The organism is Chloroflexia bacterium SDU3-3, assembly GCA_009268125.1.
Taxonomy (GTDB): Bacteria; Chloroflexota; Chloroflexia; order Chloroflexales; family Roseiflexaceae; genus SDU3-3.
In genome coordinates this window covers 1-19197 of the sequence record WBOU01000026.1, presented here as the reverse complement: position 1 = coordinate 19197, position 19197 = coordinate 1, and the positions used below count along the sequence as shown (strand labels likewise).

The following is a 19197-nucleotide window of genomic DNA, read 5'->3' as shown; positions in this document are numbered from 1 at the left end:
GCCACGTGCGCTACAATGGTCGCTTGGAGCAGTGCGATCTGCGCTGGCTGCCAGACTGCGGGCGGCCATGCGGCGTACCCCGCAGCTGATGGAATAGATGAAAGGGAAGATCCGTGACCGCTCGACGTAATATACGGCCTGTGATGCTGGTGATCCGCGACGGCTGGGGTGAGCGCGAGGAGACCGAGGCCAATGGCGTGAAGCTGGCCAACACCCCCAACGACGACGCATGGCGCAAGGCCTACCCCTGGACTCTGGTGCGCGCCGCCGAGAAGTATGTGGGCCTGCCCATGGGCCAGATGGGCAACTCCGAGGTGGGCCACACCAACCTCGGCGCTGGCTTTGTGGTGCGCCAGGACATCACGATCATCGACGACTCGATCGAGGACGGCACCTTCTTCGAGGATGGCGTGCTTGTGGATGCCTACAACCACGCCAAGAAGAACGATGGCCAGGTCCACATCATCGGCCTGCTCGGCTCGGGCGGCGTGCACAGCCACGTGAACCACGAGAAGGCCCTGCTGGAGATGGCCGTGCGCACCGGCGTCGAGCAGGTCTACGTCCACATGTTCACCGATGGCCGCGACGCCCCGCCCCAGAGCGGCATCGCCTTCGCGCGCGACCTGCTGAGCTTCATGCACGAGAAGAATGTGGGCCAGGTGGCCAGCGTGATCGGGCGCTACTACGCCATGGACCGCGATAAGCGCTGGGAGCGCACCAAGCTGGCCTACGATCTGCTGGTCAACGGCATCGGTACCCCGGCCAGCGACGCGCTCACCGCCATCCAGCGCTCGTACGACGAGGGCGTGACCGACGAGTTCATCAAGCCCGCCGTGATCGTGGATGCCGCTGGTGCGCCGGTGGCCACCGTGAAGCCGGGCGACACGGTGATCTTCTTCAACTTCCGCTCGGATCGTGGTCGCCAGCTCACCCGTGTGTTCACGCTGCCCAAGTTCGACGGCTTCGAGCGCGAGCTGCTCAAAGATCTCTACTTCGTGACCATGACCGAGTACGAGAAGGATCTGCCAGTGCACGTGGCCTTCGAGAACGACGATGTGGCCATGCCGCTGGCCCGCGTGATCAGCGATGCTGGCCTCAGCCAGTTCCACTCGGCGGAGACCGAGAAGTACCCGCACGTCACCTTCTTCTTCAACGGCGGGCGCGAGGAGCCGCACCCCGGCGAGGACTGGCAGGTGGTGCCCTCGCCGCGCGACGTGGCCACCTACGACCTCAAGCCCGAGATGAGCGCCCACGGCGTGCGCGACGAGGTGCTGAAGGCCATCGAGTCCGAGAAGTACGACTTTATCCTGGTCAACTTCGCCAACCCCGACATGGTCGGTCACACCGGCGTCATCCCGGCGGTGATCAAGGCCTGCGAGGTGGTGGATGAGTGCACCGGCCAGATCATCGAGGCGCTGCTGGCCAAGGGCGGCGCGGCGATCGTGATGGCCGACCACGGCAACGCCGAGCTGATGATCGACCCGGCGACCGGCGGCCCGCACACCGCCCACACCACCAACCCCGTGCCCACCTTCCTGATCGCCCCGGCGGATGCTGGCCTGGGCCTCGGGCAGGTGTCGCTGCGCGCGGGTGGTAAGCTGGCCGACATCGCCCCCACGGTGCTCGACCTGATGGGCCTGCCCAAGCCCGCCGCCATGACCGGCGAGAGCCTAGTGGTGCGCAAGTAGGATGTTCGAAACGGCGAAGGGGCGGCCTTGGCCACCCCTTCGCTCCCCCTTGCCACCCCGCGCGGGCTAGCGCCCGCTACTCGCGGATGTAGACCTCGCGCTCGTGCTCGAACTGCCAGTCATCCAGCACCTCTACCTCCACCTCGATCCGCGGGTTCGCCGGGTCGATCCGCTTCACCAGATGAATGTCCACCACGCGGTTATCGTTTACCTCTAGCGCGGTGCAGATAGCATCTTGGGCGATCTTCAGCCCACCATCTAGGTCACGGCGCATAGGCGTCTCAAAGTAGAAGTCGATAAACAGCGCAAGGTAGCCGCGCTGCGCCGCCTCGCAGAGCGCGTCGCTGATCTGCCCCTGACCGCGCGCCCGCTCAAGGTTGCGGATCACGTTGGTCTTGTAGCGCCGGGCCTCTTTGCTCAGCACCCGCCGCCCCTCGACGGTGGCATACTGGTTGTTGACGCTCGGCGGCAGCGGCAGCGTCACGTGAAGCCGATGGATCATGGCACCTTGCTCCTAGCACATTCGTGCGTGTGCGAGGTATTATAGCACATGTGGTCGGGATTGTTTGGCGTTGGAACGCTATTTGCTACCGCTGCTATGATACAAACAAGGTGTTAGCCGCTGCCAGCACGAGGCCGCCTGTGCCGAATCCAACAGCTATCGAGGATAATCATCATGCCGCGTGTGCTTCTTCTTCCGCCCGCTAGCAGCCTGCGTGCCGCGCTTGCGCCGCTGGCCCAGCACGACATCGAGCTTGCGGCTGCCGCTGAGCCGGGAACCTGCCAGCTGGTGCTCGCCGACCTCGCAGGCCAGCCTGCTGCCGCGCTGGGCACGCTGGGTGCGCCCCAGGGCCTTCCGGTGCTGGTGGTCTCCAGCGCGCCGCCTGCGCCCGCCCACGGCTGCTGGGTGGTGGGCTGGCTGCCCGCCGATGCCGCGCCCGCCGAGCTATGCGGCGCAGTGCGCGCCGCCGTGGGGGCCTGCGCCGCGCGCGGCGACGACGACCCAGCCCTGCTGCTCCAGCAGGCCGCCAGCGTCGCCCAGAAGAAGGACGAGTTTATCTCGCACATCGCCCACGATCTGAAGAACCCCATGGCCTCGATCAAGGGCTACGCCGACCTGATGCGGCGGCGCAGCGCCAAGCTCGAAGAAGACCCGAACCGCAAAGGCCTTGAGATCATCTCCACCCAGGTGTCGCGTATGACCATGCTGCTCGATCAGCTGCTGGACTTCTCGCGGATCAGCCTGGACCGCATGATCCTCGACAGCCGCCCGATCGATCTCGTCGCGCTGGCCCAGCGCCTCGTTGAGGATCTGCAAGCCACATCCAAGCGCCACACGCTGCAGCTGGTGGCCCCGCCCCACCCGGTGGTGGTGCTGGCCGACGAGACGCGCATCCGGCATCTGCTCGATGCGCTGCTGCAGAACGCCATGCAGTTTAGCCCGCAGCAGGGCACGATAGTGATCTCGGTGGCGAGCGATGGAGGGGCAGCGGTGGTGCGTGTGGTAGACCGGGGCATCGGCATCCCCCCGGCGGATCTGCCGCATATCTTCGAGCCGTTCTACCGCGCCAGCAATGTCGAAGAGAGCCGCCCGGGCGCGGGTGTTGGGCTGTTTGTGGCGCAGCACGTGGCGCAGCGCCACCAGGGCCAGATCATGGTGGAGAGCGTGGTGGGCGAGGGCAGCACATTCACCGTGTGCCTGCCGCTGGCGCCCGAGGGCGATGTGGCGAGCTAGGGCAGCCCTAGCTCGTGCTGCAGCGCATCCAGCTCGCGCGAGACGCGCTCGACCAGCTGCCGCCGCTCCTCGGCGGGTAGGAAGGTCGCGCCTGCTGCGGTGCGCACAGTCGTCGCCAGCTCGCCCGCGCTGAACCCAAAGGCGCTGGCAGCTAGCCGGTACTCGTCGCAGAGCGTGGTGGCGAAGAAGGTTGGGTCGTCGGTGTTGATCGTCACCGGCACGCCGGCGTCGAACAGCATGCGCAGCGGGTGATCCTCGATCCGGGCCACCGCGCCGGTCAGCAGGTTGCTCGACGGGCAGACATCCAGCACCACGTGCTGGGCGCGCAGGTACTCCAGCAGCGCTGGGTCGCCCACGCTGCGGATGCCGTGGCCCAGTCGCTCGGCCCCCAGTGTGCGCGCGGCCCCCCACACGCTGGCAGGCCCCACCACCTCGCCCGCGTGGGCCATCAGGTGCAGGCCGCCGCGCCGCGCCGCCGCGAACACCTCGGCGAATGGTTCGGGTGGGTAGTGCAGCTCGTCGCCGCCGATCGACCAGGCCACGAGCGAGTGCTTGCGGTTGCGGATGGCCACCTCGACCAGCGGCCAGGCGTGGGCGGTGCCAAACTGCCGGCCGTAGTCGAAGGCCAGGCACACCTGCGTGCCGCGCTCGGCCTGCGCCCGCGCGAAGCCCGCCGCCGCGCCCTGCACCACCTCATCCAGATCCATGCCGCGGTTGTAGTACTGGCTGGGCGAGATCATCACCTCGGCGTAGCGCACCTGCTGGTCGGCCAGGTGGTGCCCCAGCTCATAGGCGATCAGCTCGAAGTCCTCGCCGCGCACCAGCACCTTGGCCAGCACCATAAACACGCCCAGGAAATCGTGGAAGTGCTGGTAGCGGAACAGCTGCGCGACGCCCGCCTCGTCGTGCGCGGGGATGTGCACGCCGTTGCGCCGCGCGATCCGCAGCAGCGTCGCAGGCTGGATGGAGCCTTCGAGGTGCAGATGGGTCTCCACCTTCGGCATGCGGGTGATGAATGTGTCGAGCGCCTCTGGCAGAGCCTTCCTATTCACGAGTTCTCGCCTCCGATGCGGGGTCGTTCAAGGGTCAAAAAAGGAGGCCGCGCCATATGTCGTGACCCCCTGCCGCTGAACGTCCGCCTGCCGTTGTGCTATTCTGTGCCGATCGACTCAAGCCGCTGGGTGTTGTCGAACACGATCAGCGCGTCGATAATGCGATCGATATTGCCGTCCAGTGCGCCTGGGATGTTAGAAAAGTTTTGCCCGATCCGATGATCGGTGATCCGATCCTGCGGGAAGTTGTAGGTGCGGATCTTCTCGGCGCGCTCGCCAGTTCCCACCTGGGCCAGGCGGTTCTCGCCCAGCTCTTTGCGCCGCTTTTCCTCCTGCTGGGCGTAGAGCCGCGCGCGCAGCACGGCCAGCGCCGAAGCCTTGTTCTTGATCTGCGACCGGCTGTCCTGGCAGGTCACGATCATCTCCTCGGGGGTGCCAGGCTTGTAGCGGATGCGCACTGCCGAGTCGGTGGTGTTGACGCCCTGGCCGCCGTGGCCGCCCGAGCGGTAGACATCCACCTCGTAGTCCTCGGCCTTGATCTCGATGTCGGTCTCCTCCACCTCTGGCAGCACTGCTACCGTCGAAGTGGACGTGTGGATACGCCCGCGCGCCTCGGTGGCCGGCACGCGCTGGACGCGGTGCACGCCGCCCTCGTACTTCAGGCGGCTGTACGCGCCGTCGCCCTGGATCTCGAACGAGACCTCTTTGAGGCCGCCGATGCCGTTCTCGTTGGCGTTGACCACATCGATCTTCCAGCCCCGCACCTCGGCGTAGCGCGTGTACATGCGGAACAGGTCGGATGCGAACAGCGCCGCCTCGTCGCCGCCCTCGCCCTGGCGGATCTCGATGATCACGTTCTTCGAGTCGTTCGGGTCGCGCGGCAGCAGCAGCACCTTCAGCTCTTCGTCGATGGCGGCGATCTGGTCGCGCAGGGTGGCGACCTCCTCCTGGGCCATGGCGCGCAGCTCGGCGTCGCTCTCCTCATCCAGCAGCGCCTTGGCGCTTTCTAGGTCGCTCTGCAGCTTGCTGCGCTGGCGGTAGGTGTTGACCACATCCTCCATGTCGCGCTGCTCGCGGGCGATCTGCTGGAGCCGCTGGTGGTCGCTCACCACCTCGGGGCGAGCCATCAGCTCGCTTAGCTCGTTGTAGCGGGCCTCAACACTTGCTAGTTTGTCAAACATATGAACGCAGCCTTGATGTTTTTTTTCGTAGTCTGTCGTTTGGCGCCAGATTCTATTGGGTCGGGAAGAGCCGCGCTCGGCTCTGCTGGGGTCTCAAGTGGTAGCTAGGTGGATAACAAAACGCCCAGGACTGCACGCTTACGCGGAATCCTGAGCGCTTTGCAAAAGGTTCAAAAGCTAACGCGCGGGGGCCATCCGCTTGCGGCGGTTGCGCTCTGCACGGCGCGCCTTCTCTTTGCGCTGCTCGCTTTTCGAGATGAAGTGCATCTTCTCGCGGTAGGTCTTGGTGATGCGCTCCGCCACAACAATCTTGTTGAAGCGCCGCAGCAGCTGGTCGACGGTCTCGCCGTCTCGTCGCTCGATTCGCATAAGCTCTACGTCCAGCACGGCTCACAGGGCTGTGGGCCGGTGGAAGCGTAATGTTCACCCCCCCTCCGCGTGGAATAGTGCAAAAAATTGCCTTCGCTAGTATACAGGCTTTCAGGGCTTTGTGCAAATTGCCGCAGCTGGGCTCGTTTTCTGCTGTAGGCATCGGGATGATGTGCGAGCCAAACTGCCCGCATGTATCGGAGCTTCTTTACCACGAAGACGCGCAGATTCGAGGATCTCTATCCCTTTTTGAATGTGCATGCCTTCGTGGGTATTTGTTCCCTTTGTTCCCGTTTTCCTTGGTGCCTTGGAGTTTTGGTAACGAGAACGCAGAGGCCCTGCGTAGCGTGCGGTTGACGCCCGCATGAGAGCGTGCTAAGATACTTCCAACCTTTAAGGCCAATCCCGTGAGGTTGGGAAGGTAAACAAGATGTACACACACCTGCAGGCGCGTTTGGCGCGCCGTACAACCGACTGCTATCAGCGATCCTCGGCATCCCATGTGGGAGGCACGAGGTTTTTTTATGCCCGCTTCCCCTGTGCGCCGCTGCCGCTTGTAGATGCCAGTGCGCTGGCCTAACCGGAGGTTCCCCGATGAACGAGAAGCAGATCCTCTCTGTCGATGACATCCGCCGTGCGATCACCCGAATTGGCCACGAGATCGCCGAGCGCAACGAGGGCGTGCGCAACGTGGTGCTGGTGGGCATCCGGCGGCGCGGCGTGCCTCTGGCCCAGCGGATCGCAGCCACCCTGCTCGATTTCGAGGGCGTGAAGGTGCCGGTCGGCACGCTCGACATCACGCTCTACCGCGACGACCTGGCGCTGCGCGGGCCTGCGCCGGTGGTGCACTCCACCAGCATCCCGCTCGATATCACCGGGCGGGTGGTGGTGCTGGTGGACGACGTGCTCTACACCGGGCGCACCGTGCGCGCCGCGCTCGATGCCCTGAGCGACCTTGGCCGCCCCGAGCGCACCCAGCTGGCCGTGCTGGTGGATCGCGGCCACCGCGAGCTGCCCATCCGCGCCGACTTTGTGGGGAAGAATGTGCCCACATCCAGCGAGGAGCGGATCGAGACCAAGCTGCAGGAGATCGACCACGTAGACGATGGTGTCTTTATTGTTCGGTAGGCGCGGCCCTGCCGAGCCAGCCGGGAAAGGAACCCCGATGCCAGCCAAGAATACGACCACCGTACCAGCGCCCGAGGCTGCGCCGCGCCGCCGCCACGTGCTCGACCTGGATGACTTCAGCGCCGCCGAGATCGCCGAGGTGCTTGAGACGACCGCCAGCATGAAAGAGGTGCTGGGGCGCTCGATTAAGCAGGTTCCGGCGCTGCGCGGCAAGAACGTGGTCAATATGTTCTTTGAAGATAGCACGCGCACCCGCATCTCGTTCGAGCTTGCGGCCCGCTCGCTCTCGGCCAACGTAGTGTCGATGAGCGCCAAGGGCAGCAGCGTCGAGAAGGGCGAGTCGCTGATGGATACGATGCGCACGCTGCAGGCGCTGGGCGCGGATGTGATCGTGATGCGCCACAGCGAGGCGGGCGCGCCCTACTTTCTGGCCCAGCACTTCCACGGCTCCATCCTCAACGCGGGCGATGGTCGCCACGCCCACCCCACCCAGGGCCTGCTCGACCTGTTCACCATCCAGGAGCGCTTTGGCCGGATCGAGGGCCTGAAGGTGGTGATCGTGGGCGACATCCTGCACAGCCGCGTGGCGCGATCCGACCTGTGGGGCCTCACCAAGATGGGCGCGCAGGTCACGCTCTGCGCGCCGCCCACGCTGCTTGGCCCCACCGCGTTCTGGCTGGCCACTTGGCCCGATGTGACGATCACATCCAACCTGGATGAGGCGATTGCCGGGGCCGATGTGGTGATGACCCTGCGCCTGCAGAAAGAGCGCCAGCAGGCCGGGCTGCTGCCCTCGCTCCGCGAGTACAACCGCCTTTTCGCCATCACGCCCGAGCGCATGGCCAAGGCCGCGCCCGAGGCGATTGTGATGCACCCCGGCCCGATGAACGAGGGTGTGGAGATCATGCCCGAGGTCGCGGTCTCGTCGCAGTCGGTGATCGAGACTCAGGTGACAAATGGCGTGGCGGTGCGTATGGCGCTGCTCTACCGTTTGGCGGGCGAGTAGCTTGGGCGGTTTCGCAGCGCCGATGATGCGACACAAGAGGAGTGAGTTATGCGCTATCTGATTAAAAACGGCAATATTATCGATCCGGCCCGCCGCATTGCGACGGTTGGCAATATTTTGATCGAGGATGGCAAGGTCTCGCAGCTGTTCGACCTGGCCGACCTGAACATGACCGCCGAGCCAACCGGCGAGGTGGAGGTGATCAACGCGCGCGGCTCGATCGTGGCCCCTGGCTTTATCGATCTGCACACCTACCTGGGCGAGCCGGGCGAGGAGCACCGCGAGACGATCGAGAGCGCCACCCAGGCGGCGGCGCGCGGTGGCTTCACTACGCTGTGCGCCATGCCCGCCACCCAGCCCGCCATCGACTCGGCTGGCACGGCCCGCTACGTGCGCGAGATCGCGCGACAGCGCGGCGCGGTGCGGGTCGACCTGATCGGCGCGATCACCCAGGGCCGCAGCGGCGAGCGCCTGACCGAGATGGCCGAGCTTGCCGAGGCTGGCTGCGTGGCCTTCTCCGACGCTGGCCACACCGTGTCCGACCCGGCGGTGATGCGCAACGCCCTCTCCTACGCCGCCATGCTCAATCTGCCGGTGATGGCCCACTGCGAGGACACCCGCCTCACCAAAGGCTGGGCCATGCACGAGGGCACGATCAGCACGCGGCTGGGCCTGCAGGGCTACCCTTCCTCCGCCGAGGAGGTGATGATCGCCCGCGACATCGCCCTGGCCGAGCTCACCGGCGCGCACATCCACATCTGCCACGTGAGCACGGCGGGCGGCGTGGCGCTCATCCGCAACGCCAAGGAGCGCGGCATCCGCGTGACCGCCGAGGTGACGCCCTACCACCTGACCTTGAGCGACCGCTGGGTGCTCGGCTCGCTGGCGCAGAGCACGCCGCCCACCGGCCCCGCGCCTGCCCCCGAGGGCAAGAAGCGCAAGCGGGCCAAGAAGAGCGAGCCAGGCCTAGGCCTGCCCAGCTGGTTCGACCCCACGCTGCTGCCGCCCTACGACAGCAGCACGCGCGTCAACCCCCCGCTGCGCAGCGAGGAGGATGTCGAGGCCCTGCTGGAGGGCCTGCGCGATGGCACGATCGACGCGATCGCCACCAACCATATGCCGCAGAGCATGGTGGAAAAAGATGTTGAGTACCGCCTGGCGGCGCCTGGCATCTCTAGCCTAGAGACGGCGCTGGGCCTGATGCTGTCGCTGGTGCACCGCGCCGAGATCGATCTGGTGGACATGGTGGCCAAGCTCACCGAAGGCCCCGCCAGCGTGCTCGACCGCACCCCGGCCACGCTGCGCCCAGGGGCGGTGGCCGATATCGTGATTTTCGATACCGACCAGACCTGGATGGTCGACCCCAAGGACTTCGCATCCAAGGGCCGCAACACGCCGCTGGCTGGCCAGCAGCTCAAGGGCCAGGTGATGATGACCATGGTGGGCGGCGAGATCGCGTTCCGACGCGGCAACTTTGGGGTCGGTACCGGCATGCTGCGCCAGGCCAGCAAGCTGGAGGGTATTCTCGACGACGCCGATAAAGACTAGGCGCTACAGGTGGGGCTGGCGCGCGTAGCGGCAGCCCCAGCACGCTCATGATCACGCAACATATGTTCCCTGTGGCCGAGCAGCGCGCAGCTGGCGGTCTGATGTGGCTCACGCTCCACGCCCCGGCCATCGCCCGCAGCATCCGGCCCGGCCAGTACCTGCTGGTGCGCTGCGCCGATGCCGACAGCGCTGACCCGCTGCTGCGCCGCCCGCTGTTTGTGGCCGCCGCCGAGGAGTCGCTGGGCCAGATCGGCCTGCTCTACGCGCCCAGCGAGCGCGGCCTGCGCTGGCTCTCCCGCGCCCGCCCCGGCGAGCCGATCGATGTGCTGGGGCCATTTGGCCACGGATTCGAGGTCGACCGTCGCACGTGCACGCTGCTGCTGGTGGGCCAGGGCGATGCCCTGGGTGCGCTGCTGCTGCTGGCCGCGCAGAGCGTGCGGCGGGGCTGCGCCGTCGCCCTGCTGGCCGGTGCTGCCGACCCGGCGCTGCTGCCGCCCGCCTTCCTGCTGCCCGACGAGGTCGAGTACCAGAGCACCGTTGGCTCGCCCCTGGGCCTGCTGCTGCCGCCCGCCGCGCCTGCGCCCGCCAAGGGCAAGCGCCGCCCCGAGCCGCCGCGCCCCGCCGCCCGCCCCGAGCTGATTGCTTGGGCCGACCAAGTGTGCGCCGCCCTCCCTATCGAGGATGCGGCGACGCTGTGCGATCAGGTGCGCCTGGCCAAGCTGCGCTGGGAGCGTGGGTTCGCCAGCGCCCTGCTGGATGGCCCGTTTGTCTGCGGCACGGGCGCGTGCGGCGTGTGCGCAGCCGAGCTGCGGGTGGGTACGCGCATGCGCTGCTCGGATGGCCCGGTGTTCGATCTTCGCGACCTGTAGATTTTTAAGCTGCCTTTTGTAATGCCTTGCAGAGCCGATACTATGACACTCTACCATCTTCTTAAGCCGATCATCTTCCGCTTTCCGCCCGAGCTGGCCCACGATCAGACCGTGCACGCGCTGAAGCTGGCCCAGCGCATCCCGCTCGCCCATCGTGCGCTTGAGGCGCTGTTCCACTTTGAAGATCCGATCTTGGCAGGCGAGTGCGCGGGCATGCGCTTTGTGAACCCGTTTGGCATGGCGGCAGGCTTCGACAAGCAGGCCGAGCTGATCCCCGGCCTAGCCATGCTGGGCTTCGGCCATGTGGAGATCGGTACGGTCACGCCGCTGCCCCAGCCGGGCAACCCGCGCCCCCGCATGTTCCGACTGCTGCGGGATGATGCGCTGGTTAACCGCATGGGCTTCAACAGCGAGGGCATGTATGTGGCCACCCGCAACCTTGAGCGCCACGGCGCTGGCGGCCACGCCCTAGTGGGCGTCAATATCGGCAAGAACAAGGTTACGCCGCTGGCCCGCGCCAGCGATGACTACGTTCGCGCCTTCGACCAGCTGGCGTCGTTTGGCCGCTATGTGGCGGTCAATATCTCATCGCCCAACACGCCCGGCCTGCGCAAGCTGCACGACCGCGCCGCCCTGGCCGAGCTGCTGGGCGCGCTGGCCGAGCGCAACCGCCAGCTGCCGCAGCCCCGCCCGATCTTTGTCAAGGTCTCGCCCGACGAGACGCCCGCGCAGCTGGATGCGGTGGTCGAGGCGGCGCTGGGTACGGGGATGGCGGGCTTTATCGCGGGCAACACCACCGTGTCGCGCGCGGGCATCCGCAGCTTTGTAGGCGGCGAGATCGGCGGCCTGAGCGGTCGACCGCTGACCCTGCGCGCCCGCAGCCTGATCGCGCACCTGCACCGCGCCACCAGCGGCAATATGCCAGTGATCGGCGTGGGCGGTATTATGAACGCCGAAGATGCCTACCTGCACCTGCGCGCTGGCGCGTCGATGCTGCAGATCTACACCGTGATGGTCTACGAGGGGCCGGGCGTGGTGCGCACGCTCAAGCAGGGCCTAGCCGACCTGCTGCGCCGCGATGGCTTCCGCTCGCTGGGCGAGGCGGTGGGCGTGGATGCGGGCCTGCATCAGCTGTGACCATGAAGCTATCGAGCTTGTGATATCTCTTTACACCAGAGCTAGCTGTTACACTTTGTAGATCGCAATAGACCTAGGTACTATTGCAACTGCCATATCGTTCGTGTATAATCGCAGCCAGTTCAGCTAATTCAACCATTTCTCAACTTCTATCAAGCGGTCGCACTATGGCGGTTCCTCCTCGCTCGCGCCGGGGAAACAAAAACCAGGAAGAGATCGACCTGCTGCAAGCGTTGATCGAAACCCCGCCCGCGCCGCGCGCCAATCGCCCGGTGCCTGTTGCGCTGCGCTCGATCGAGCGCCAGCGCGACCACACGCTGAGCGGCTTCCTGCGGCGCACATGGGTTGACCATGTGCTCACCCACACCGAGCGCGTGCTGATCTTCGCCGCCCTGATGGTCTTTGGCATTTGGGTCGCCGATGGCCCGCTGCGCGACTGGCTGCACACCCAGCAGCAGCACCAGGCGCTGGCTTCGCCTGCCCAGGCCACCCCAGCCCCTAGCGCCACACCCGATCCGCTGGCCGGGCGTGTGGCCGCGCTGCTGCCCTATTCTAGCCCCAGCGCCCGCGATGGCGATATCTTTCTTTCAGCACCGGGGGCGGTTGCCGCCAAGCCCGCCGAGCAGCCCCGCACGCCAACGCGCCTCGTCGTACCCAAGATCGCCCTCGACACGCCAGTGAAAGAGGTCTTCGTGATCGACGGCGTGTGGGAGGTGGCCGACTATGCCGCAGGCTTTATGCACGGCACCGCGCTGCCGGGCGACCAGGGCAATACCGTGCTGGCAGGCCACGCTGGCATCCGTGGTGCGGTGTTCCGCGATTTGCCCCAGCTGGCTGCTGGGGATGATATCTATATCGATGCGGGCGGCTGGCGCTTTCACTACCGGGTGCGCGAGTCGACCAGCGTTTGGCCTACCCAGGTCGAGGTGCTGGCATCCCGCCAGAAACCCGAGCTTACCCTTATCACATGTACGAACTGGGATACGCAGCGGCTGGTGGTCGTTGCGGATCTGCTTGACTCGACGCCGTCACCCGGCGAATGACCGGCGCGGTAGGAAGGATACGCCATGAGAAGCAATAATCGGCCCCGCTCGCGGCGTGGCACGGCGCGCTGGACGCCGCTTGAGGCGCTGCTGATCGTAGTCAGCCTCGCGATGATCGCGTTCCCGCTCTATGCTGAGACCACCCGCTGGATCGCGCCGCCCTCAGCCCCTGCAGCCGATCGCACGCAGCAGGATACGGCCACTGCCGAGGTTGTGCCGAGCGAGGTTGTGCCGAGCGAGGTTGTGCCGAGCGAGGTTGTGCCGAGCGAGGTTGTGCCCGATGCGGCTGCTTCTGGCGAAGGGCGTGCGCGCGCGACCATTACGCCGGGGCCTGGGACGGCCACCGCCGGGCCGACGGCCACAACCAACCCGAACGTCACGCCGACCAACACCAGCGCGCCGACCGACACGGTGGAGGCGACCGACACGGTGGAAGCGACCGCCACGTCGACGACCGACCCGAACATCACGCCGACCGACACGGTGGAAGCAACCGCCACGTCGACGACCGACCCGAACATCACGCCGACCGACACCGTGGAGGCGACCGCCACGTCGACTAGCGAGGCTCCCACAAATACGCCCACAGGCAGCAAGAAGCTGATTGTTTCCAAGTCTGCAGATGTGTCAGCCGCGCGCCCCGGGACAGAATTTAGCTACGCGATCACGGTGTTTACCAGCTCGACGACAGCCGAGCAGGTGCAGGTTTCCGATGAGCTAGATTCAAACCTAGAGTTTGTTAGCGCTACTGCGACGAATGGCTCGTGCTCGGGCACAACGACGGTGACATGCACCCTGAATGTGACAAAATCGGGTGAGCTGATCACTTTACGTGTGCGAGTAAAGGCAGCGGTCTCATCGGATACCGCCAGCAATGCCGCCCTTGGCCAGATCATGAGCGGCGAGAATCAGGGTACCACCGATGTATCGGATGATGTGATCGTCAATATCAGCGGCTCGGCGGTCACCGCGACTCCGACCACTGGCACTGGGGTGACGCCAACCGATGGCCCTAGCCCGACCGCTGGCTCGAACCCGACCAACACACCTGGCTCGAACCCGACCAACACACCTGGCTCGAACCCGACCAACACACCTGGCTCGAACCCGACCAACACACCTGGCTCGAACCCGACCAGCGGGCCAAATTCTACAGCGCGGCCTACGTCGAAGAGCGATGACGACGATGATGATCGTGGTGGCGGCGGTGGCGGCAGCGATAGCGCGACGCCGACCAGCCCAGCGCTGCCGCCGCTGCCGCCTGTGCCACAGCCAGGCGGCTCGGCACCCGCGCCCGCTGCGCCCACCGCGCGGCCGGTGCGCACCGCGCGCCCTGGCCAGCAGGCTACCGCGCGCCCTGGTCAGCAGGCCACCACGCAGGCCAGATCGACTGAGCAGGCCAGATCGACCGAGCAGGCCCAGGCTACCCAGGTTCCGCCGACGCCCAGCGCGACGCCAACCCCAGCCGTGCTTGCGCCCAATAGCGATCTCTACTTCCGCATGGCCAGCGACTGGGGTAGCGCCTACCCCGAACAGGCCGTAAACTATGTGGTCGCGCTGCGAAATAACCGCCCGCTTGGGGCCGATAAGTACACCAACCTAGAGCTATCAAGCGAGATGCCGGCCAACCTAGAGATTGTAAGCGCCAAGGCCGATCGTGGCGGCGACCCCACCATAGCGGGCAATACGGTCTCGCTCAAGCTTGCAGCCCTGGCTCCCGGCGAGGGTGTCGAGGTGGTGATCGCCACCAAGGTGCGCAAGGGCGTGTCGGCGGGCACCACCATTGTCGGTCAGACAGCCCTAACCGCCGACGGCCTGCCTTTCCAGGCTTACTCGAATATTGTGTCGCTGCTGGTGGTGGGCGCTCCCCAGCTGCAGGCCACGGCCACGCCCGACGCCAGCGCCACCGCTGTGGCGTCGCGGGTGATCACCAGCACGGGCACGCTGACCAGTACGGCCGCTGTGACCAGCACGGGCACGCTGACCAATACGGCTGGCGGGGCGGCTAATGCGCAGCCCGACGCTGCGGCGGCCACGGCTACGGCCACGGCTGTTGTGGCCCCCACCGCAACCGTGGTGGCTGGGGCGGCTGCTGCCGGAACCCTGCCCGATACCAGCACTGGCGTGCCGCTCATGGGCTTCGCCCTGCTGGGTATGACCATGATGGTGCGAACTGTGCGCATTCATCGGTCGCAGACGCGTATCTAATACCTAGCGACGTTCGGTAGAGTAGCTAGCGAGAAGGGAGCGAGCCACCGTTCGCTCCCTTTATCTGCGCCGGTCTGCATCCCTACGTCTTGTAGTCGCAGGCCTGGGGTTGCTGCCTGATTCTATGTGACATAATTGCTAGATGCGAAAACCTGCACGTTGTCGCTGGAGGAGATTTCCCAACCCAAGGTTGCGATCTCCGTATCGAGAATGGGCTACGTGAAATATTCGTTTGACACGCCATAACGCGTGTGGTATACTCCCAAATCGCTGTGCTCTAACTTTATGTTTCGCACGCAGTGTAGTGGTGAACCCTATTCTAAGGCGCGGTCGCGGCTGCGTACCAGACCAGGGTTCCATCTTTTTTTGCCAACGGCTTGATGCCGAAAAGATATCGTTTTTAGAACGAACCTTTGGAACCCGGAAGGCGTCGAACGGAGGAAAGTAACAGGATGCCGACTATTAATCAGCTCGTTCGGAAGCCGCGTAAGCCGGTCTTGAAGAAGACGAAGGCGCCCGCGCTGCGTTTCACCTACAACTCGCTGAAGGGCAAGATGACCCGTGGCAAGGGTGCTCCCTTCAAGCGCGGCGTCTGCACGCAGGTCCGCACGATGACCCCGAAGAAGCCGAACTCGGCGCTCCGCAAGATCGCCCGCGTTCGCCTTTCGAACAATATGGAAGTGACCGCCTATATCCCGGGCGAGGGTCACAACCTGCAGGAGCACTCGGTGGTCCTCATCCGCGGCGGTCGTGTGAAAGACCTGCCAGGCGTGCGCTACCACATCGTGCGCGGCACGCTGGATGCCCAGGGCGTCGCCAACCGCAAGCAGGGCCGCTCGAAGTACGGTACGAAGAAGAACGCGGCTCCGGCCAAGAAGAAGTAATGAATTGTGGTGCGTCCTTGGTATTGCGGCAACGCGCGGCAACACGAACGACGCTCTACGCATTGAGGTGAAAGAATGCCCCGTCGAGGAACGATCGAAAAGCGAATCCCGGCGCCGGATGCTCGGTTCAATAGCGTGCCGATGTCGCAGTTCATCAACAAGGTGATGCAGCGCGGCAAGAAGAGCGTGGCGCAGAAGATTGTCTACGAGGCGCTGGATCTGGCCGCCGAGCGGCTGAACAAGACGCCGATTGAGGTGTTCGAGATCGCGCTGCGCAACGCTGGCCCGGCCATCGAGGTCAAGCCCAAGCGCGTCGGCGGTGCGACCTACCAGGTGCCCGTCGAGGTGAAGGCCGACCGCCGCCAGGCGCTGGCGATGCGCTGGCTGCTGATCTCGGCTCGCGCCCGCTCCGGCAAGCCGATGCACGAGAAGCTTGCGACTGAGATTGTGGATGCCTACAATAACACCGGCAACACGATCAAGCGCAAGGAAGATGTCCAGCGTATGGCTGAGGCCAACCGCGCGTTCTCTCACTATGGCAAATTCTAAGGGCGGTGCTTCTGCCGCCCCGCGCTACGCGGGCGCTGCGGCGCGGCGCACCCCTCATCGGCCTATGTGGCCGCGCGTCGTCTGAGCGTACGCGTCGAGGAGAAATATAACAGTATGGCACGAGAATACCCGCTCGAAAGAATTCGAAATATCGGTATTATCGCCCACATCGACGCGGGCAAGACGACTACGACCGAGCGAATTCTGTTCTACACCGGTCGCAGTTACAAGATCGGCGAAGTCCATGAGGGCACTGCTATCATGGACTGGATGGAGCAGGAGCGTGAGCGCGGGATCACGATCACGGCTGCGGCCACCACGGCTTCGTGGCAGGTTGCGGGCGAGGATTACCGCGTGAACATTATCGACACTCCTGGACACGTCGACTTTACTGCCGAGGTAGAGCGCTCGCTGCGCGTGCTCGATGGCGGTGTGGTGGTGTTTGATGCCGTGGCCGGCGTCGAGCCGCAGTCGGAGACGGTGTGGCGGCAGGCCGATAAGTACCACGTTCCGCGCATCTGCTTCGTCAACAAGATGGACCGCACAGGCGCAAACTTCGAGCGCACGGTGCAGATGATCAAGGATCGCCTCGGCGCAAAGCCGGTGCAGATCCAGCTGCCGATCGGCGCTGAGGACCGCTTCCGCGGTATCATCGACCTTCTGCAGAACAAGGCGATCATCTACACCGACGATGCTGGCCGCCACGAGGAGTTCGAGGACGTTCCGGCGGAGTACAAGGAGCGCGTCGAGGCCGCTCGCCAGGAGATGATCGAGGCCATCGCCGAGACCGACGATGAGCTGATGCTGCTCTACCTGGAGGGCGAGGAGCTTGGTCTCGAAGAGATGCGCCGCGCTCTGCGCAAGGCCGTCATCGACAACAAGCTGGTGCCGGTGCTCTGCGGCTCGGCCCTCAAGAACAAGGGCGTGCAGCGCCTGCTCGACTCTGTGGTCTACTTCCTGCCCTCGCCGCTGGAGATCCCGGCTGTGCAGGGTACCCACCCTGGCGAGGTGCTTGGCGAAGAGGGCGTCGAGCCGATCATCCGCGCTGCGGATGAGAATGTGCCCTTCGCCGGCCTGGTGTTCAAGATCGTGGCCGACCCCTACGTCGGCAAGCTGGCCTACTTCCGCGCCTACTCGGGCAAGCTGGAGGCCGGTAGCTATGTGCTGAACACCAGCCGCAATCAGCGCGAGCGCATTGGTCGCCTGGTGCAGATGCACTCGAACCACCGCGAGGACATTAAAGAGGTCTACGCGGGCGATATCGCCGCGATCATCGGCCCCAAGTACAGCTTCACCGGCGACACTATCTGCGATCCTGAGAACCCGATCGTGCTCGAAAGCATCCGCTTCCCCGAGCCGGTCATCCGGCTGGCCGTCGAGCCGAAGACCAAGTCGGACCAGGACAAGATGGGTATGGCGCTCGCTCGCCTCTCGGAAGAGGATCCGACCTTCCAGGTCTCCTCGGATCAGGAGACGGGCCAGACGATCATCGCTGGTATGGGCGAGCTTCACCTCGAAGTTATCGTCGACCGCATGCGCCGCGAGTACAAGGTCGAGGCGAATGTTGGTAAGCCCCAGGTGGCCTACCGCGAGTCGATCACCCAGGCTGCCGATATCGACAGCAAGTTTGTCCGCCAGTCCGGCGGTAAGGGCCAGTACGGCCACGTGAAGGTTCGCTTCGAGCCGAACGAGCCGGGCAAGGGCTTCGAGTTCATCAATAGCATCGTCGGCGGCTCGATCCCGCGCGAGTACATTGGGCCAGCCGAGGCCGGTATCAGAGAGGCGATGGAGACAGGCGTTATCGCCGGTTTCCCCGTGGTTGATATCAAGGCCACCCTGTACGATGGCTCCTTCCACGAGGTTGACTCCTCTGAGATGGCGTTCAAGATCGCTGCCTCGATGGCGCTGAAAGACGGCGTCCGCAAGGGCCGCCCGGTGCTGCTCGAGCCGATCATGAAGGTTGAGGTCACCACCCCCGAGGACTTCCTCGGCACCGTGCTGGGCGACCTGAACTCGCGCCGTGGCCAGGTTGAGGGTATGGAGGGCCGCGCGAACGCGCAGGTGGTGCGCGCATATGTGCCGCTGGCAGGTATGTTCGGCTACACCACCGACCTCCGCTCGGCAACGCAGGGCCGCGCGACCTCCTCGATGGAGTTTGCGTACTACCAGGCGCTGCCCGACCACCTGGCGAAGGAAATCATCGAGAAGCGCGGTCAGTAAGCATAGGTACCAGTGCCTGGGCCAGGGCAGGAGCCATAGCCCAGGCACCTGCATTCCAAACTTAAATCCTATCTAAGGAGTAATGCACAGTCATGGCGAAGCAGAAGTTCGAGCGAACCAAGCCGCATGTCAACATCGGGACCATTGGTCACGTCGACCACGGTAAGACCACGCTGACCGCTGCCATCACCAAGGTGCTGGCGCTGCGCGGCGCGGCGAAGTTCACGAGCTACGACCAGATCGACAACGCTCCTGAGGAGCGCGCTCGTGGTATCACGATCGCCATCCGCCACGTCGAGTATGAGACGGACAACCGCCACTACGCCCACGTGGACTGCCCCGGCCACGCCGACTACATCAAGAACATGATCACCGGCGCGGCCCAGATGGACGGCGCGATCCTGGTGGTCTCGGCCCCCGACGGCCCCATGCCCCAGACCAAGGAGCACATCCTTCTGGCTCGCCAGGTGCAGGTGCCCGCCATGGTCGTCTTCCTGAACAAGGTCGACATGATGGACGACGAGGAGCTGCTGGAGCTGGTCGAGATGGAGCTGCGCGAGCTGCTCAGCAAGTACGAGTT

General features: G+C 65.1%; 17 protein-coding genes. 13 read left to right on the top strand and 4 right to left on the bottom strand.

Going from position 1 to position 19197, the window contains the following annotated elements; translation table 11 throughout:
- Positions 1-143: 143 nt before the first annotated feature.
- Positions 144-1688 (top strand): 2,3-bisphosphoglycerate-independent phosphoglycerate mutase, encoded by a 1545-nt coding sequence (locus F8S13_26265; protein KAB8139905.1) that lies wholly within the window; start codon positions 144-146, stop codon positions 1686-1688.
- A 76-nt stretch (positions 1689-1764) separates the two neighbouring features.
- Here the strand turns inward: F8S13_26265 and F8S13_26260 are convergent, their stop codons facing one another.
- On the bottom strand, positions 1765-2190 hold the full coding sequence (locus tag F8S13_26260) for a RusA family crossover junction endodeoxyribonuclease (protein KAB8139886.1): 426 nt from the start codon (positions 2188-2190) through the stop codon (positions 1765-1767).
- Between the two features lie 174 nt (positions 2191-2364).
- Between F8S13_26260 and F8S13_26255 the strand changes: the two genes are divergently transcribed.
- Positions 2365-3423 (top strand): HAMP domain-containing histidine kinase, encoded by a 1059-nt coding sequence (locus tag F8S13_26255; GenBank protein KAB8139885.1) that lies wholly within the window; start codon positions 2365-2367, stop codon positions 3421-3423.
- On the opposite strand, the gene add is transcribed toward F8S13_26255, so the two are convergent.
- From add to rpsU, 3 genes are all read right to left on the bottom strand, one after another.
- Entirely contained in the window at positions 3420-4427 is a 1008-nt protein-coding gene (gene add / locus F8S13_26250) for an adenosine deaminase (GenBank protein ID KAB8139904.1), read from the bottom strand. The two genes, F8S13_26255 and add, sit on opposite strands and share 4 nt — an antisense overlap.
- 146 nt (positions 4428-4573) lie before the next feature.
- Entirely contained in the window at positions 4574-5656 is a 1083-nt protein-coding gene (gene prfA / locus F8S13_26245; protein KAB8139884.1) for a peptide chain release factor 1, read from the bottom strand.
- A 177-nt stretch (positions 5657-5833) separates the two neighbouring features.
- Complete coding sequence (gene rpsU, locus F8S13_26240; protein KAB8139883.1) at positions 5834-6025, bottom strand: 30S ribosomal protein S21; 192 nt, start codon at positions 6023-6025, stop codon at positions 5834-5836.
- Between the two features lie 594 nt (positions 6026-6619).
- On the opposite strand from rpsU, the gene pyrR reads away from it, so the two are divergent.
- The 11 genes from pyrR to F8S13_26185 all read left to right on the top strand — a co-directional run.
- Positions 6620-7153 (top strand): bifunctional pyr operon transcriptional regulator/uracil phosphoribosyltransferase PyrR, encoded by a 534-nt coding sequence (gene pyrR / locus F8S13_26235; protein ID KAB8139882.1) that lies wholly within the window; start codon positions 6620-6622, stop codon positions 7151-7153.
- A gap of 37 nt (positions 7154-7190) precedes the next feature.
- Positions 7191-8159 carry an aspartate carbamoyltransferase catalytic subunit gene (locus F8S13_26230; protein KAB8139881.1) on the top strand — a complete coding sequence of 323 codons (969 nt, stop codon included), beginning with the start codon at positions 7191-7193 and terminating at the stop codon, positions 8157-8159.
- Positions 8160-8207: 48 nt separating this feature from the next.
- Positions 8208-9707 (top strand): dihydroorotase, encoded by a 1500-nt coding sequence (locus tag F8S13_26225; protein KAB8139880.1) that lies wholly within the window; start codon positions 8208-8210, stop codon positions 9705-9707.
- A gap of 47 nt (positions 9708-9754) precedes the next feature.
- Positions 9755-10576 (top strand): hypothetical protein, encoded by an 822-nt coding sequence (locus F8S13_26220; protein KAB8139879.1) that lies wholly within the window; start codon positions 9755-9757, stop codon positions 10574-10576.
- Positions 10577-10618: 42 nt separating this feature from the next.
- Positions 10619-11713, top strand: a complete 1095-nt coding sequence (locus F8S13_26215; protein ID KAB8139878.1) for a quinone-dependent dihydroorotate dehydrogenase — start codon at positions 10619-10621, stop codon at positions 11711-11713.
- 167 nt (positions 11714-11880) lie between these two features.
- Positions 11881-12756: a sortase gene (locus F8S13_26210; protein ID KAB8139877.1), complete on the top strand. Its 876-nt coding sequence runs from the start codon at positions 11881-11883 to the stop codon at positions 12754-12756.
- Between the two features lie 24 nt (positions 12757-12780).
- Positions 12781-14964: a DUF11 domain-containing protein gene (locus tag F8S13_26205; protein KAB8139876.1), complete on the top strand. Its 2184-nt coding sequence runs from the start codon at positions 12781-12783 to the stop codon at positions 14962-14964.
- A 452-nt stretch (positions 14965-15416) separates the two neighbouring features.
- On the top strand, positions 15417-15848 hold the full coding sequence (locus F8S13_26200) for a 30S ribosomal protein S12 (GenBank protein KAB8139875.1): 432 nt from the start codon (positions 15417-15419) through the stop codon (positions 15846-15848).
- Between the two features lie 75 nt (positions 15849-15923).
- On the top strand, positions 15924-16397 hold the full coding sequence (gene rpsG / locus F8S13_26195) for a 30S ribosomal protein S7 (GenBank protein ID KAB8139874.1): 474 nt from the start codon (positions 15924-15926) through the stop codon (positions 16395-16397).
- Positions 16398-16511: 114 nt separating this feature from the next.
- Positions 16512-18617, top strand: a complete 2106-nt coding sequence (gene fusA, locus F8S13_26190; protein KAB8139873.1) for an elongation factor G — start codon at positions 16512-16514, stop codon at positions 18615-18617.
- 92 nt (positions 18618-18709) lie between these two features.
- The coding region (locus F8S13_26185) for a GTP-binding protein (protein KAB8139872.1) at positions 18710-19197 on the top strand (488 nt) is incomplete at its 3' end.

What these genes read in the sequence shown, in the direction of transcription:
- F8S13_26215 (KAB8139878.1), top strand. Translation starts at nt 10,619, where the DNA reads ATGACACTCTACCATCTTCTTAAGCCGATCATCTTCCGCTTTCCGCCC.
- F8S13_26200 (KAB8139875.1), top strand. Translation starts at nt 15,417, where the DNA reads ATGCCGACTATTAATCAGCTCGTTCGGAAGCCGCGTAAGCCGGTCTTG.
- F8S13_26205 (KAB8139876.1), top strand. Translation starts at nt 12,781, where the DNA reads ATGAGAAGCAATAATCGGCCCCGCTCGCGGCGTGGCACGGCGCGCTGG.
- F8S13_26225 (KAB8139880.1), top strand. Translation starts at nt 8,208, where the DNA reads ATGCGCTATCTGATTAAAAACGGCAATATTATCGATCCGGCCCGCCGC.
- F8S13_26210 (KAB8139877.1), top strand. Translation starts at nt 11,881, where the DNA reads ATGGCGGTTCCTCCTCGCTCGCGCCGGGGAAACAAAAACCAGGAAGAG.
- F8S13_26265 (KAB8139905.1), top strand. Translation starts at nt 144, where the DNA reads ATGCTGGTGATCCGCGACGGCTGGGGTGAGCGCGAGGAGACCGAGGCC.
- F8S13_26230 (KAB8139881.1), top strand. Translation starts at nt 7,191, where the DNA reads ATGCCAGCCAAGAATACGACCACCGTACCAGCGCCCGAGGCTGCGCCG.
- add (KAB8139904.1), bottom strand. Translation starts at nt 4,427, where the DNA reads ATGCCGAAGGTGGAGACCCATCTGCACCTCGAAGGCTCCATCCAGCCT.
- pyrR (KAB8139882.1), top strand. Translation starts at nt 6,620, where the DNA reads ATGAACGAGAAGCAGATCCTCTCTGTCGATGACATCCGCCGTGCGATC.
- prfA (KAB8139884.1), bottom strand. Translation starts at nt 5,656, where the DNA reads ATGTTTGACAAACTAGCAAGTGTTGAGGCCCGCTACAACGAGCTAAGC.
- rpsU (KAB8139883.1), bottom strand. Translation starts at nt 6,025, where the DNA reads ATGCGAATCGAGCGACGAGACGGCGAGACCGTCGACCAGCTGCTGCGG.
- rpsG (KAB8139874.1), top strand. Translation starts at nt 15,924, where the DNA reads ATGCCCCGTCGAGGAACGATCGAAAAGCGAATCCCGGCGCCGGATGCT.
- fusA (KAB8139873.1), top strand. Translation starts at nt 16,512, where the DNA reads ATGGCACGAGAATACCCGCTCGAAAGAATTCGAAATATCGGTATTATC.
- F8S13_26260 (KAB8139886.1), bottom strand. Translation starts at nt 2,190, where the DNA reads ATGATCCATCGGCTTCACGTGACGCTGCCGCTGCCGCCGAGCGTCAAC.
- F8S13_26255 (KAB8139885.1), top strand. Translation starts at nt 2,365, where the DNA reads ATGCCGCGTGTGCTTCTTCTTCCGCCCGCTAGCAGCCTGCGTGCCGCG.
- F8S13_26220 (KAB8139879.1), top strand. Translation starts at nt 9,755, where the DNA reads ATGATCACGCAACATATGTTCCCTGTGGCCGAGCAGCGCGCAGCTGGC.